The organism is Spirochaeta dissipatitropha, assembly GCF_054657935.1.
Map to the genome: position 1 here is coordinate 1 of NZ_BAAHXT010000018.1, position 12,572 is coordinate 12,572.

The 12,572-nt window shown below is 41.6% G+C and carries 15 protein-coding genes and 1 pseudogene; 9 read left to right on the forward strand and 7 right to left on the reverse strand.

Annotated features, from left to right (window positions below; genetic code table 11):
* Positions 1–59: 59 nt before the first annotated feature.
* The 7 genes from ACYQ2L_RS15845 to ACYQ2L_RS15875 all read left to right on the forward strand — a co-directional run bounded on the left by ACYQ2L_RS15845 (position 60) and on the right by ACYQ2L_RS15875 (position 4,923).
* The gene (locus ACYQ2L_RS15845) at positions 60–548 is read left to right on the forward strand and encodes a hypothetical protein (RefSeq protein ID WP_460057774.1); all 489 of its coding nucleotides are present in this window, start codon (positions 60–62) and stop codon (positions 546–548) included.
* Positions 549–760: 212 nt separating this feature from the next.
* On the forward strand, positions 761–1,402 hold the full coding sequence (locus ACYQ2L_RS15850; protein WP_460057776.1) for a hypothetical protein: 642 nt from the start codon (positions 761–763) through the stop codon (positions 1,400–1,402).
* Positions 1,403–1,473: 71 nt separating this feature from the next.
* Complete coding sequence (locus ACYQ2L_RS15855) at positions 1,474–2,232, forward strand: Type 1 glutamine amidotransferase-like domain-containing protein (RefSeq protein WP_460057778.1); 759 nt, start codon at positions 1,474–1,476, stop codon at positions 2,230–2,232.
* Positions 2,233–2,315: 83 nt separating this feature from the next.
* Positions 2,316–2,672 (forward strand): DUF6404 family protein, encoded by a 357-nt coding sequence (locus ACYQ2L_RS15860; RefSeq protein WP_460057781.1) that lies wholly within the window; start codon positions 2,316–2,318, stop codon positions 2,670–2,672.
* A gap of 23 nt (positions 2,673–2,695) precedes the next feature.
* Entirely contained in the window at positions 2,696–3,337 is a 642-nt protein-coding gene (locus ACYQ2L_RS15865) for a S1 family peptidase (RefSeq protein WP_460057784.1), read from the forward strand.
* A gap of 50 nt (positions 3,338–3,387) precedes the next feature.
* Positions 3,388–4,419 carry a S66 family peptidase gene (locus ACYQ2L_RS15870; RefSeq protein WP_460057786.1) on the forward strand — a complete coding sequence of 344 codons (1,032 nt, stop codon included), beginning with the start codon at positions 3,388–3,390 and terminating at the stop codon, positions 4,417–4,419.
* Between the two features lie 255 nt (positions 4,420–4,674).
* On the forward strand, positions 4,675–4,923 hold the full coding sequence (locus ACYQ2L_RS15875) for a hypothetical protein (protein ID WP_460057790.1): 249 nt from the start codon (positions 4,675–4,677) through the stop codon (positions 4,921–4,923).
* Here the strand turns inward: ACYQ2L_RS15875 and ACYQ2L_RS15880 are convergent.
* The 3 genes from ACYQ2L_RS15880 to pyk form a co-directional block, all read right to left on the reverse strand.
* On the reverse strand, positions 4,903–5,577 hold the full coding sequence (locus ACYQ2L_RS15880) for a hypothetical protein (RefSeq protein ID WP_460057793.1): 675 nt from the start codon (positions 5,575–5,577) through the stop codon (positions 4,903–4,905). The genes ACYQ2L_RS15875 and ACYQ2L_RS15880 overlap by 21 nt on opposite strands.
* Before the next feature lie 88 nt (positions 5,578–5,665).
* Positions 5,666–6,862, reverse strand: coding sequence for a hypothetical protein (locus ACYQ2L_RS15885; RefSeq protein ID WP_460057795.1), 1,197 nt, complete (start codon positions 6,860–6,862; stop codon positions 5,666–5,668).
* A 93-nt stretch (positions 6,863–6,955) separates the two neighbouring features.
* Positions 6,956–8,383: a pyruvate kinase gene (gene pyk, locus ACYQ2L_RS15890; protein WP_460057797.1), complete on the reverse strand. Its 1,428-nt coding sequence runs from the start codon at positions 8,381–8,383 to the stop codon at positions 6,956–6,958.
* 143 nt (positions 8,384–8,526) lie between these two features.
* On the opposite strand from pyk, the gene ACYQ2L_RS15895 reads away from it, so the two are divergent.
* Positions 8,527–9,513 (forward strand): aldo/keto reductase, encoded by a 987-nt coding sequence (locus tag ACYQ2L_RS15895; RefSeq protein WP_460057799.1) that lies wholly within the window; start codon positions 8,527–8,529, stop codon positions 9,511–9,513.
* A 36-nt stretch (positions 9,514–9,549) separates the two neighbouring features.
* On the opposite strand, the gene ACYQ2L_RS15900 is transcribed toward ACYQ2L_RS15895, so the two are convergent.
* From ACYQ2L_RS15900 to ACYQ2L_RS15915, 4 genes and pseudogenes are all read right to left on the reverse strand, one after another.
* Entirely contained in the window at positions 9,550–10,056 is a 507-nt protein-coding gene (locus ACYQ2L_RS15900; RefSeq protein ID WP_460057801.1) for a GNAT family N-acetyltransferase, read from the reverse strand.
* A gap of 76 nt (positions 10,057–10,132) precedes the next feature.
* A complete protein-coding gene (locus tag ACYQ2L_RS15905) occupies positions 10,133–10,360 on the reverse strand; it encodes an Hpt domain-containing protein (RefSeq protein WP_460057855.1) in 228 nt (75 codons plus the stop codon).
* Positions 10,361–10,558: 198 nt separating this feature from the next.
* Positions 10,559–11,293 (reverse strand): annotated as a pseudogene (locus ACYQ2L_RS15910) (response regulator); the annotation flags it as partial.
* 12 nt (positions 11,294–11,305) lie between these two features.
* Positions 11,306–11,935 (reverse strand): histidine kinase dimerization/phospho-acceptor domain-containing protein, encoded by a 630-nt coding sequence (locus ACYQ2L_RS15915; RefSeq protein WP_460057803.1) that lies wholly within the window; start codon positions 11,933–11,935, stop codon positions 11,306–11,308.
* Between the two features lie 205 nt (positions 11,936–12,140).
* Between ACYQ2L_RS15915 and ACYQ2L_RS15920 the strand changes: the two genes are divergently transcribed.
* Positions 12,141–12,533, forward strand: a complete 393-nt coding sequence (locus ACYQ2L_RS15920) for a DUF1987 domain-containing protein (RefSeq protein WP_460057805.1) — start codon at positions 12,141–12,143, stop codon at positions 12,531–12,533.
* Positions 12,534–12,572: the final 39 nt, after the last annotated feature.

The following is a 12,572-nucleotide window of genomic DNA, read 5'->3' on the forward strand; positions in this document are numbered from 1 at the left end:
AAAAATGTATGCAGTAGATTGACTGAAAACGGACACCTGAACATACTGGAGACGAGGACTTGCTTCCTTCAGACAGCTGTCCGTTTTCCGCCGGAATCACTGTCCGAAATCACCGGAGTACACACAAGAGAATATTAAAACCCGGCGGCATAGCCTTCTTTGCCTACATCAATAAGCTAACCGCAATCTATTATTTCACAAAAAATGAAAAAATCATAAATCCTGAACTATTGAAAAAAATCGATCGCGCAGATGGTGTAGTTCCAGAAGGCTTTGATACCTTTTTAGACATAAGCTATTTTACTGATCCACAAGAGATTGAGAATGAAATTCTAGATAATGGGTTGCAACCAATCAAAAATATAGGAACAGATAGTGTTTCATATCTTATACAAGAACAGTTAGAAAAACTGCCGGAAGAATACTGGCACTCATTCATACAGTTTCACCTTCAGCATTGTGAAGATAAAAGCAGCTTTGGAATGAGCATGCATGGGCTGGTTATAGCAAAAAAAGAACAAAGCCAAAGAGGAGTACAAAATAAATGAAAATCATTGAGAGATTTGCAATTGGTATTTTAGTCTTTTTGCTACTAAAACGATAATTAAAGATCAGGTAGATATAGAATTGAGAGGCAGAATATTTAAAGTACCAAGGATTGAATACCATTTAAAATCGAATATAGATAGAAACAGAAATGGAATTGTCAATCAAATTAAAGAATATATGGAAAATACTCAAGGAATGTAATGGAGCTTCAATGAAAATCTTATTTATTTTAATGACAGTGTTACAACTATTCACTGTCACTGCTGGCGATAAATTTTCCAGTGTTGCACAAAATCCGAGTGAAGCAATCTATTTAGGTGTACTCGGTAATTCTCATAAAATTGAGCTGAACAGTAAAGTAGAAGCTGATTTATCCAGGCGAAATGGGAAAGTCTTATTAATTGATAATAGGACCGGCAGTTCAGTTATGATCACATTCTTTTTCAGGAACTACAATGCGGAACAAGTAGAATATGAGTTTATTACTACTAACGATGAACTGCATTATTTTGTCATAGAAAGCTCAGACACCACATTCAATGCATCAATCATTCATGGTGTGGTAGAAGAACGCGCAGATCGCTATGTATATAACGAAGGATTTATTTACCAATGCACTGATCAGACAACCTTACAAGCGCAAGAAGGTACAATGGTCGCAAAAGCTGGTATGATCATTTCTAATCCTATTGAAGTCGCTACTAAAATATTAGTTGAATTTAGTTCCCAGGATAGTAAATTCAATGACGCAGTTCTGGACAACTACTATAATGCTGATACTTCATTCCAGATGCTCAATGAATACCAAAAACCTTTAAGATATTTTTACTTCGAGATTTCTGCCTGGAATTAATTCCAAGGAGATGACATGCGCGTTCTCAGGCATTTTACTTCGATTTTATGTTGATTTGAATTGGATGATAAATGAAAACAATAATCGCAATCGGTGGAGGAAGTTTCGGTAGGGATGATGAATTCTATGAAACAGAATTAATTGATCAAAAAATAATTGACTTAACCGGGAAAGAAGCCCCGCAGGTCTTGTTTATTCCTACTGCCTCTAACGATGCCCCCGGATACATTGAACTTTTTATGAGAAACTTCGGTGGTATTCACAATTGCACAGTAGATGTACTACGCATTTATGGAAATGCTGATACGAATATTGAGTACAGGAGAAAAATCCAGGATGCCGATGCAATATACGTAGGTGGTGGTAATACCATGTCAATGATGAAGATTTGGCAGGAATTAAAGATTGACATCATGCTGAAGGAAGCATATCAGAAGGGTACAATAATAAGCGGACTGAGCGCAGGCGCAATTTGCTGGTTCAAGAATCTTCTTTCAGATTATCGTAAACTCGACATTCCAGATGCACCTTTTTCATTCCTTCCTGGTCTGAATTTTGAGCCCCTCACAATTTGCCCACATTACAATACTGAAATTGAACGTCGTCAAGAATTCAAAAAAGCCCTTCGAGATACTGAACTAATTGGGTTCGGAATAGATGATAATGCAGCAATGATTCTCCAGGATGGAAACATTTCTATGATTCAATCAAAAAGTTCTTCGCAGGTATGGATGTGTTTCTGGAAAAATGGTCGATATTGGGAAACACCTTTGGAAGATAACGAAAAAATTGGAACTTTTGAACTGGACTATATTAAACTGTTATTTTGATGAAGGATACCGCCAAGCAATGGGTTTGGCAGCACAGACACCATCGAGGACAAATTTATATTCAAACATAGAAAAGAGGATAAATGAAACACAAAGAAAAAGTTCAACACATGATCAACCATCTAGAATCTAATGGAATAAAACCATTTACAGCAGCGCCTCCACTTTATCGGCTTGCTTGGAAATCAGGCTGGAATATACGCCCCCCTTTTTTCCAGAGTTTTATTTCGATTATTGTTTTTACCGGATTATGTGTTGGTGTACTATTTGGTATTATCCAGTTGCTGTTACAGTCGTATTCAGGAACTGAACTAATTATAAACTCATTTCAATTCGGGCTGATATTTGGTTTTGGGATGGCACTATATTATCGCTTCAAGGCTCGTAAACTTAAACTTCCGGAATGGTGTAATTATCCGGAAACAGAGCAAGATGACTGATTAATTATCCCATGAACAGTAGAATGAACTACCCAGTATTTATACCTGAATTCCATACGTATGAAGGACGAATCAACGCCGGGCACTGTTTTTGTGCAGCAGACGTTAATTCCAGTTATATACTCACTTGTTTGCATTTATTTGGACCGGCCGGTGGTTTAAGAACGCCTATAAGGCCTGAGGATCTTCCGTCTTCGGTATATAAATACATAATTCACGATCCTGAAACAGATCATATTATTGGAACAGGATCTACTCCTTATTCATTGATTAATACTTTCCCACTAAATCCACACGCAAGCGAACTGGATGCATCTGGCGATATTGCTATTCTTCCGGTACCAGAAGAATCAGATTTAAAACCGATGATCATTGCACAAGACGCCGTAAAGCCGGGAGAGGAAGTCAGAATACTGGGTATTGATCGATATAATATAGAATCTGTATCAATAAAACAGTTTCCTTGCATAGTTTTAGATGTAAATATGAAATACCTGATTCTACAACCTAAAAAGCGGATAGATATCCCGGGACTTAGCGGTGCACCGATTATTGATATTCAAGATAAGGTGATTGGCATGATTGTTGGTGGATTTCGGGATACATCGGGCAAAAACAGAATAATAGGAAACCCCGCCATGGCCATATTGAAATATTTACCTTAATATGACCAGGAAAAGAGATAAGCTGCTTACGCTGGAGGAGAACTCAACAAATGCTGAAACCAGATCAACTTAGAAAAGGTGATACAGTAGCAGTGGTATCACCATCATGGGGTGGAGCCGCAATATTTCCAGATGTATATAAAAACGGGATCGACTATCTCACTACATATTTAGGGTTGAAAGTCAAAGAATTTAAAACAGTCCAAATGGATCCTGAAGAAGTATATAATAATCCTGAAATCAGGGCAGAAGATATAAATGACGCATTTAGAGACCCAGAAGTAAAAGCTATTATAACTACAATAGGAGGCAGTGATTCTATTCGAATTCTAGAATTTCTGGATTTAGAGATTATTAAAAGCAATCCAAAAATAATTATGGGTTATTCAGATGCTACAACTTTTCTTTGCTACCTGAATATGCATGGATTAGTAACTTTTTATGGAAATTCAATTATGGCCGGTTTTTCTTATCTACTGAATTTTCCTGAAGCTCAGGAAGAATATGAAAAGGTTCTCTTCTCAAATAGTCATTATGAGATTAAGCCTTTTACCAGGTGGTCTGAAAAGTATGAACCATGGGGTGATAAAAACACTGTAGGTAAAGTTGTAGAAATATTCAGCGACGATATTGGATTCAGATGGTTACAGAAAAGCCATAAAACAACAGCAAAACTATTTGGTGGATGTATTGAAGTACTAACTATGATGAATGGAACATTTGCATGGCCCAAAATAGATTTCTGGAATGACAAATATTTGCTTATTGAAACATCCGAAGATAAACCAGGCCCGGAAGAAGTCGGCTTTATATTAAGAAACTTTGGGATTCAAGGGATCTTACACAACATCAAAGGGATTCTTGTTGCTAAACCAAAAGATTATAGCACAGAAGAAAAACAGCAGTTAGACGAAATGATTATAAGAATTGTTTCAGGAGAGTTTAAATGCAGAGATTTAAATATAATAAGTAATATCGAGTTTGGTCACACCGATCCTCGGCACATTATGCCCTTGGGAATTAACATGGAAATTGACCCTATGCTAGAAAAACTTTCTTTTGTTGAGCCCTTGTTCAATTAGTGCGAAATAATAAATGTAATTGACTACCCTTTTTTACATCTACCATAAAAATAAAGGAGTGATAGATGAAAATAATTCTTCCGTTCTTTGTAGCTTATTTCGGATCTAAAATAATTTTCAGTATATTTGATTTCTCGTATTCCTTATTCAATGATCCATTTGATTTATTCAGTTTTCTTGTTGATATTTTGGTTTTCGGTATACTATATCTGGTAAGTTTCTATGCGATTGAAATATTTAATAAGAAAACCCACAGTGAAGATTAAAGAAATTAAAGCGACTGCAACAGAATACAGGCAACATTTCTACCGGAGAATCTACAGTCAAAAGGTTGTTGGAGAAAGCTGGATATACACAGAGAAAATACTGAAAGATTTACCTGACTGGTTTGGAGATGAAGCGGCTCTCCAGGATTATATCAGGGATGTGAAGCCCCTTCATAACTTGAAGGGGCTTTTTTATTATGGAATATTCTACAATTTTCTACCTGTCTTCTGTTTCTAGAGGTAATAGATTTGCACGGGCAATTTCAACCGACCTGAGCAGATCTCTCAGCTTTCTACTGAGCTGAAACCCATCTATTATGGTCTGATCTACAATAGGTTTGATTGCGGTAATACTTCTGACAGTTAGTTCGTCTGCGAAATAGATTTCTATCTCCTTCACATCAGATACGTACTGTACAAGCTCGCCTTCAATACCACCACTGGATTCTGCAATGTTTGCATAGAGCAGGCTTAATTCCGTGCGATGCTGTTCATTGAGTTCCCGAATCTGACGGTTTTCAAAGGTATCTCCCTGTTTTCTCCATTCAGCAAAGTACTCACGTCCCTGAGTTTCCATTTTTCTCGACCGGGAAATAAACCGATCAGACGCAGAGTCCAGTGATTCTATCCCGTCAGTAAACACTTCAAAAGAAACATTCAGGTCATCCTGAAGCGGATTAACAATAGATGCCAGTACTGAGTTCGTTATTGATACTTCAAACAGCAGTAGTTTAATGTCTTCTTCAACCTGTACCATAGTGACAACTGCGGCTTTATTTCGGTCCGTTCCGGAGGTTGTAGTACAGCCTGCAATCAGAACCAGGCCCAGTAATGCAGCAATTGCTGCGAAGGCACTTTGTTTCATGCTCTTCATTTCGATAGGTCTTTTCATATTAATCTCCCTATGTAGGAAATTATTGTATTCAGACAGGCAGGTCTGTTCGGTATCCCACATAAGGGATTACTGAATTATTATATAATTATCGGTAATACACTTCGCCTGATGCATTAGCATCAAACTCGATGTAAGTATGATCCAGACTTCCGTCATATACGTATATCCCATAGTTTGAACTGTGCCGTATTTCGCTGTTGCTTATGCTCAAATCTGCGCTGGAAATACTTCGTCCAAGGGTTATATTGGCCCCACTGGAAGAATTCCAACCCGAGAAATCCGGGGTATTACCACCGTATTCGATTACTGCGTGTTCAATGCTGTTATCGGGACGGTCTGAATCAATATAATGTAGTCCCGCCCAATACCCGGGAATCTGTTCCACTGCGGTTAACAGCACCTGATTTTCTTCAGTACCTTCAATTCGCAGGCCGCCACCATGTGTTACCTGAATGGATGATCCGGAATCAAACTCCATTGTCACCCCATCAGCTATGGTGAGTACTGCATTTCGGACATTGATGTCGGCATTTTCAACCCGATATGGAACACCTGGATCAACAAGGGTCATGTCGTTTGATATGCTGTCGTTATCTCCAAAGATGCGCACTGCATCAGTATTGTTACCGGTGAGATCCGAACCTGCTCCAATTGATGCCGCGGCTGGTGGATTTCCACGCAGCGTTACCGGATAGGATTCACTGCCTATAATTTTATTGGAGTCAAAATCTGCTATCTCACTCCCACGCTGAACATAGAGTCCATGACCGCCTGTATTTTGGATAGTTGTGTTGGTTATTGAAGCACTGGCATCCACACTGGTGCCGGTAACACGATATTCGCCTATCTGGACTGCAAAGAAATCTCCACCGGCGAATTCTATCTGTGCGTGATCAATGCTGTTGCGTGGATCCTCACTGCTGCGAAACCAGATTCCATCCCACCAGCCTACTGTATTCTCGGTTCCTGTGAGCAGTATTGGCTCTTCTGCTGTTCCTTCCGCAATTAGTGTTCCCGACTCACGGATTTCAAGCTGGGTTCCCTGCTCGAATGACACTCTGGTACCAGGCTCAATCTCCAGTACTGCATGTAATTCAATATCATCGGTAACGATAAATTGATTCTCCGAGCTCCATACAAGGTCTGAATCAATGCGTCCTGACACCTCGACCGTAGAGGCCAGCTCCTCCGCCAGCCCTTCAAGAAATGCATCACAACCGGATATAACTGCAGCTGTCGCGATTGCGGTCAGAATATAAAAAAATGTTTTTGCAAGTTTCATTTAGCACTCTCCTCTTCTATAAAATATTTCTTGCACTAATTAAAACCTAACGCAATATTTTTTATAGACAAGGTTCTGTACTAAATTTATCAACTATTCTACATAACGCAGCTGCACGGTCTCGATTGGACGTCCCTGTACGATCACATTTCCAACTACTACCAGGCGGTCGTGATGCTGTACCAGGGAACGTTTCTTCAGAAGTGCAATTGCCTGGGTGACCATCTGTTCTGGATCCGATGAATATTCAAGAAAGAACGGGTGTACTCCCCAGCACATCAGCAGGTCACGCAGGGTTTTCTGTTGATCGGTAAAAGCAAAGACAGGTGCGGTTCCAGGTCGCATGGCTGCCAGACTGCGGGCCAGATAGCCACGGCGGGTGAACACAATCAGTCCGGCACTCGATAAGCCTTCAGCCATTACCTTGGCTGACTGCAGCATTTTATCCTTGTCATGTTCCGCGACGCGCATATCAGCGAAGCCTGCTCCGCCTGAGCGCTCGATCCTGCGGGCTATTGTGTCCATTACCTCGATACATGCCAAGGGATACCGCCCGACCGTAGTTTCACCTGACAACATTATAGCATCGGCCTGCTCGTACACGGCATTTGCTACATCGGTAACTTCTGCCCGGGTCGGCATTGGATTCTCAATCATTGATTCCAGCATATGGGTAGCAATAATTACAGGCGTGCCGGTTGCCAGACAGTGCTTTACAGCTCTGCGCTGTATAATAGGTAACTCTTCAAACGGGCATTCTATGCCTAAATCACCACGGGCAACCATCAGAACATCGCAGCGCGCAATTATGCTGTCCAGATTGCGAATTGCCTGCTGATCCTCAATTTTCGCGATGATCAAGGCTTCAGAGCCATGCATCTTGAGATAATCACGGAGTAAATCGATGTCATTCTCTTCCCTGACAAAGGATTGCGCGTAACAATCCACACCAGCCTCTATACCTGCCAGGATATCGGACTTGTCCTTTTCGGTAAGAGGCGGAAGGTTGACCCGGATACCGGGCAGATTTATATGCCGCTTGCTACCCATGGTACCCTGAGTCAGCACACGGCAGCGGATTCGTGACTGATTCTTTTCCAGGACCTCCAGACGGATCAATCCGTTGTCCACCAGCACGGTGTCACCAACGTGAATGTCATCCACTATTGCCTTGTAATTAACATCGACACTGTGAACTTCTTCGTCACTGGATTCACTACCATCCGGACGTACGGTAAAATCAAAAATCTGACCGACCTGCAGTTCAATCGGACTGTTTACCGTACCGGTCCTTATTTCCGGTCCTTTGATATCCATCATTATAGCGACCTCACGGCCAACATCTGCAGCTGCCTGGCGTATATGTCCGCATGTCTTTCTGACCCAGTCATGTGTAGCATGTGCCATATTAAGGCGGAATATATCGGTTCCACGCTCAATCAGCTGAACAAGCATTTCATACGACTCGCTCACTGGTCCCAGGGTAGCGATTATTTTGGTTCGTCGTTCGCGTAATTCCATTTTATATTCCCCCGTATAAAAGCCTAATTCGACAAATCAAGTTCTGTCAACAAAACATTCGGTCCTGAGCCGTTTTTTCTGATAAAATTGGTAATGATCTCCTCTCTACTGACATCATGACAGTCCTATGGTAAAATTGCTGTATGAACTATCGAAATCTTGGAAGTACTGGAATGAGTATTTCGGAAATCAGTCTGGGAACCTGGCAGGTCGGCGGAAAATGGGGCAGCGGATTCGACGACAGCCATGCCGACCGTATTCTGAATGAAGCCGTAGACGCAGGAATCAATTTCATCGATACCGCAGATGTCTATGAAGGCGGAAAGAGTGAAGCTGCAGTAGGCAGACTGATTCGTAAGCGTTCAGAACAGGTATTCATTGCAAGCAAATGCGGCCGCTACCTGAATCCGCATACCTCCGGGCAGTACACACCGAAAGCACTGCGTAACTTTGTGGAAGACAGTCTCCGCAATACAGGCCTTGATCGGCTTGATCTGATCCAGCTCCACTGCCCTCCCACACCAGTATACCATCGTCCGGAAGTTTTCAGGCTCTTTGAGGATCTTCGGAGCGAGGGTAAAATTGCCCACCTTGGAGTTAGTGTCGAAAAAATTGAGGAAGCCAAAACAGCTCTTCAGTACTCAAACGTGGAAAGCGTACAGATTATTATAAACATGTTCCGCCAGCGTCCGCTTGAGGAGTTCCTGCCGCTCTGTGACAGCATGAAACGCGGAGTAATTGTGCGCGTACCTTTGGCCTCAGGATTACTCACCGGTAAATTCTCTCACGACAGCAAATTCGATCCCCAGGACCACCGTAACTTCAACAGAAATGGTGAAGCATTTGATAAAGGCGAGACTTTTTCAGGGGTGGACTACGAAACCGGAATCGAAGCAGTCAGGATTCTGAAAAGTGGACTCTCCGATGAATATCCCCTGGCAGCATACGCATTGAAATGGCTTCTCATGCAAAAGGGTGTATCTACAATAATTCCTGGAGCCAGTACACCTGAGCAGCTGAAAGCGAATATTGACGCTGCCAACATGCCGGAGCTGAATTCTGAACAACTCAAACTGATCAGCGATGTATATGCCAGCCGTATAAAGCCACTGGTACATCATCTTTGGTAAAGATACGCTTTCCATTTAACTGTATCTGGAGATATTTCAACTACTGAAAAAAAATATATCTCCAGGGGTACCATCGGCATATTCAGTACGCGGGTATGCCCTTTTCAGCTCGTACATTCCAGCTGTGAATTCATGAATGACATGTTTCCAGAAGTGTACCGAAGGAATATTGGATGGATGAAGCTTCAGCTGCCACTTCCCCGAATGTATCTCGAGAATTCTGAATACAGCTTTTTTACCTATACCACAGCGGCGGTATTTGGGCAGAATACAAAATTCCGCCAATTGAAAGTCGGTCGGCTGGTCATCAACCTCAGGAAGATCATTCACCATTGCAAATCCAGCGAGGTTTCTATCGACAAAAATAAAATAAGCCCAGCGTTTACTCTCTGTCCAGTAATAATCGAGATAGTCATAACCAAAAAGACCGAGCATGTTTACATCCCGTTTGTCCCATTGAGAAAACTCGTAATCATATTTTTCCAGCAAATTCTTCAGAACTTCCTTTTCGTCCCGACTCACCTGCTTCAGTTCAATATCCATTCTGTCCTGCCTTGTATATGTCGATAATCCTCATATTATACTCTGGAATGGCAAATCCTTTATTCAGCTATAGTGTTTATGGTTCTATAGAGGATGCAGCTGTAATAGCATAAACGATCTGTTGCTCAAATAATGCAATATGTCTTTTGTAATCAGTATTTGCTGTGCCTTCCTGAAGAGCAGTTTCAAACTCATCTGCTGCTGTTGCTAAATCGGTAGCTTCAAGTGTTGCAGCTACCCCTCTGACACTGTGTGCCAGATGAATGGCCTCATGATAGAATCCAGCTTGCAGATAACCCCGCATTCTCTCTCCAGCGTCGGAATAACGCCTGGCAAAACTGATGAGCGAACGCTTGAGAAGTACAGCGTTTCCATCATATCTGGTTAATGCAGCCTGGATATTGAATGGAGGCAATTCCTCGGGAAGCACCAAGGCATGCTCTGATTCATCACTGGAACCATTCGTTACCGGAGAAAGCCAGCTGGATAATGTAGCCCCGAGTTTTTTAGGATCAATGGGTTTAAAGAGGTAGCCGTTCATACCTGACTCCCGGCTTTTTTCAATATGCTCAGGCATGGAATACGCCGTCATAGCAATTATGGGAAGCGTATCGAAGCGCTTGTCACAGCGTATCTGTCTGGTTGCCGTAAAACCATCGATACCATGCATTTGAATATCCATTAGAACAAGATCATATTGCCTGCTGTGTACAAGCTTAATAGCCGCATGACCATTCTCGACATGATCCACGGATATACCGAGATTCTGCAGCAGCTCAATAGCAAGCTCACTGTTTATTGGGTTATCCTCCACCAGCAGAACGTGCTTTCCTAACAGTCCCCTGCTGTTTTTGATCTGTGCCTGAGGAGATTGACCGACGGCTTTACTGGTCTTAAAGGGAATGTCACAGTGAAAAATACTACCATGTCCAGGCATACTCTCTACATCAATAGAGCCCCCCATTAACTCAGCAAGCTGCTTGCTGATTGCGAGACCCAGCCCTGTTCCTCCATATTTCCGTGAGATAGAGCTGTCGGCCTGGGTAAACGAAGAAAACAGGTTTGATATATTCTCATCAGAAATGCCGATACCAGTGTCCTTTACAGAAAAGCGTAGTATTACGGCACCGGAGTCTTTAAGAGATATGTCACTGACACGAGAGACCATAACCTCTACCCGCCCCTTATCGGTAAACTTAACAGCATTGTTGCCAAGGTTTATCAATATCTGGCCAAGCCGGAGAGGGTCTCAAAATACATATTCCGGTACTCCAGGCTCAACTGTAATCTGCATTTGAAGTCCTTTGCTTTCAGCAAAAACTTCGACAATGTCTCTGAATTCCGACAAAACCTGTGCAATTGAAAAGCGCACAAACTCAAGTTCGAGCATTGCTGCTTCAATTTTGCTGAAATCCAGAATATCGTTGATGATTGACAGCAGACTATGTGCAGCACTGTGTATTTTGGTGATATAGTTCAATTGTTTGGGTTTTAAACCACTCTGCTTTGCAAGATGAGACATGCCAATGATTGCATTCATTGGTGTTCTGAGCTCATGACTCATATTTGCCAGAAAATCCGACTTTGCCTGGCTGGCAGACTCAGCCTCCTGACGCAAAATTTCGGCGTTCTTCATTTCTTCACTCAATCGTAATTGAGTCCGGGCATACTCGGTGTTAATCTCAAACATCTTTTTCTGATTAATATCATTAATTGCTGTTATGCGGATTGTAGTAGTAAGAAGTTTTTCATACTCTCGTACCATACGGCTGAAGTCAATCGATGGATCGGCTTCTTCTGGATTATCTAATACATTCCTGGCTCTATGAAGCAGATCGAGTTCATTTTTATAGACCTGAGCGTCATTTTGATTGTTCATGATCTAACATCCCATGAAATTATACTTTAATTTCATGCATTGAGCAAATATATTTATTTTTCATCAATATCCTGTAAATTGATTACAAGCAAGTAGACGATCACTTGTCCTGAGCTGGTATACATAATCAGGATAATCAATACATTTACGGCTGGGAAGCATGCAATTGATATGATATGATAGTAAGCATCAATGGAGATTGATTGTGGATAAAGTAATAATAGAGAAAACCAGCTCGAGTCCTGAAGCAGTTCTGGATCCTGATCAAGGTACAGCATTACTGAAGGGACATTCGTTCCCGGAAAACACTTTTAGTTTTTACAAACCAATTATTGATTGGATAAGTTCCTTTCTCAAAGATTACGAACTGCCTTTTGTCCTGAGATGCGAACTTCTGTATTTCAACACCAGTACCGCTAAATTACTGTTCAACCTCTTTGAGCTGCTTGAAAAATCGAAAATTTCAGGCAGAGATGTTAAAATCCAGTGGTTCTATCATCCAGAAAATGATGTCGCCCTTCAGTGCGGACAGGAATTCAGTGAGGATATACACTCGGTTCCCTTCGAAATACTTGAAAATACTGATCTGGAAAACTAAACTAATATAGTAATATATACTTTTTTCCAGGGGTGTTAT

Excerpts from the sequence above, each read along its gene's own strand:
- ACYQ2L_RS15850 (WP_460057776.1), top strand. The coding sequence starts at position 761 with ATGAAAATCTTATTTATTTTAATGACAGTGTTACAACTATTCACTGTC.
- ACYQ2L_RS15855 (WP_460057778.1), top strand. The coding sequence starts at position 1,474 with ATGAAAACAATAATCGCAATCGGTGGAGGAAGTTTCGGTAGGGATGAT.
- ACYQ2L_RS15860 (WP_460057781.1), top strand. The coding sequence starts at position 2,316 with ATGAAACACAAAGAAAAAGTTCAACACATGATCAACCATCTAGAATCT.
- ACYQ2L_RS15865 (WP_460057784.1), top strand. The coding sequence starts at position 2,696 with ATGAACTACCCAGTATTTATACCTGAATTCCATACGTATGAAGGACGA.
- ACYQ2L_RS15870 (WP_460057786.1), top strand. The coding sequence starts at position 3,388 with ATGCTGAAACCAGATCAACTTAGAAAAGGTGATACAGTAGCAGTGGTA.
- ACYQ2L_RS15880 (WP_460057793.1), bottom strand. The coding sequence starts at position 5,577 with ATGAAAAGACCTATCGAAATGAAGAGCATGAAACAAAGTGCCTTCGCA.
- ACYQ2L_RS15885 (WP_460057795.1), bottom strand. The coding sequence starts at position 6,862 with ATGAAACTTGCAAAAACATTTTTTTATATTCTGACCGCAATCGCGACA.
- pyk (WP_460057797.1), bottom strand. The coding sequence starts at position 8,383 with ATGGAATTACGCGAACGACGAACCAAAATAATCGCTACCCTGGGACCA.
- ACYQ2L_RS15895 (WP_460057799.1), top strand. The coding sequence starts at position 8,527 with ATGAACTATCGAAATCTTGGAAGTACTGGAATGAGTATTTCGGAAATC.
- ACYQ2L_RS15900 (WP_460057801.1), bottom strand. The coding sequence starts at position 10,056 with ATGGATATTGAACTGAAGCAGGTGAGTCGGGACGAAAAGGAAGTTCTG.
- ACYQ2L_RS15905 (WP_460057855.1), bottom strand. The coding sequence starts at position 10,360 with ATGCGGGGTTATCTGCAAGCTGGATTCTATCATGAGGCCATTCATCTG.
- ACYQ2L_RS15915 (WP_460057803.1), bottom strand. The coding sequence starts at position 11,935 with ATGAACAATCAAAATGACGCTCAGGTCTATAAAAATGAACTCGATCTG.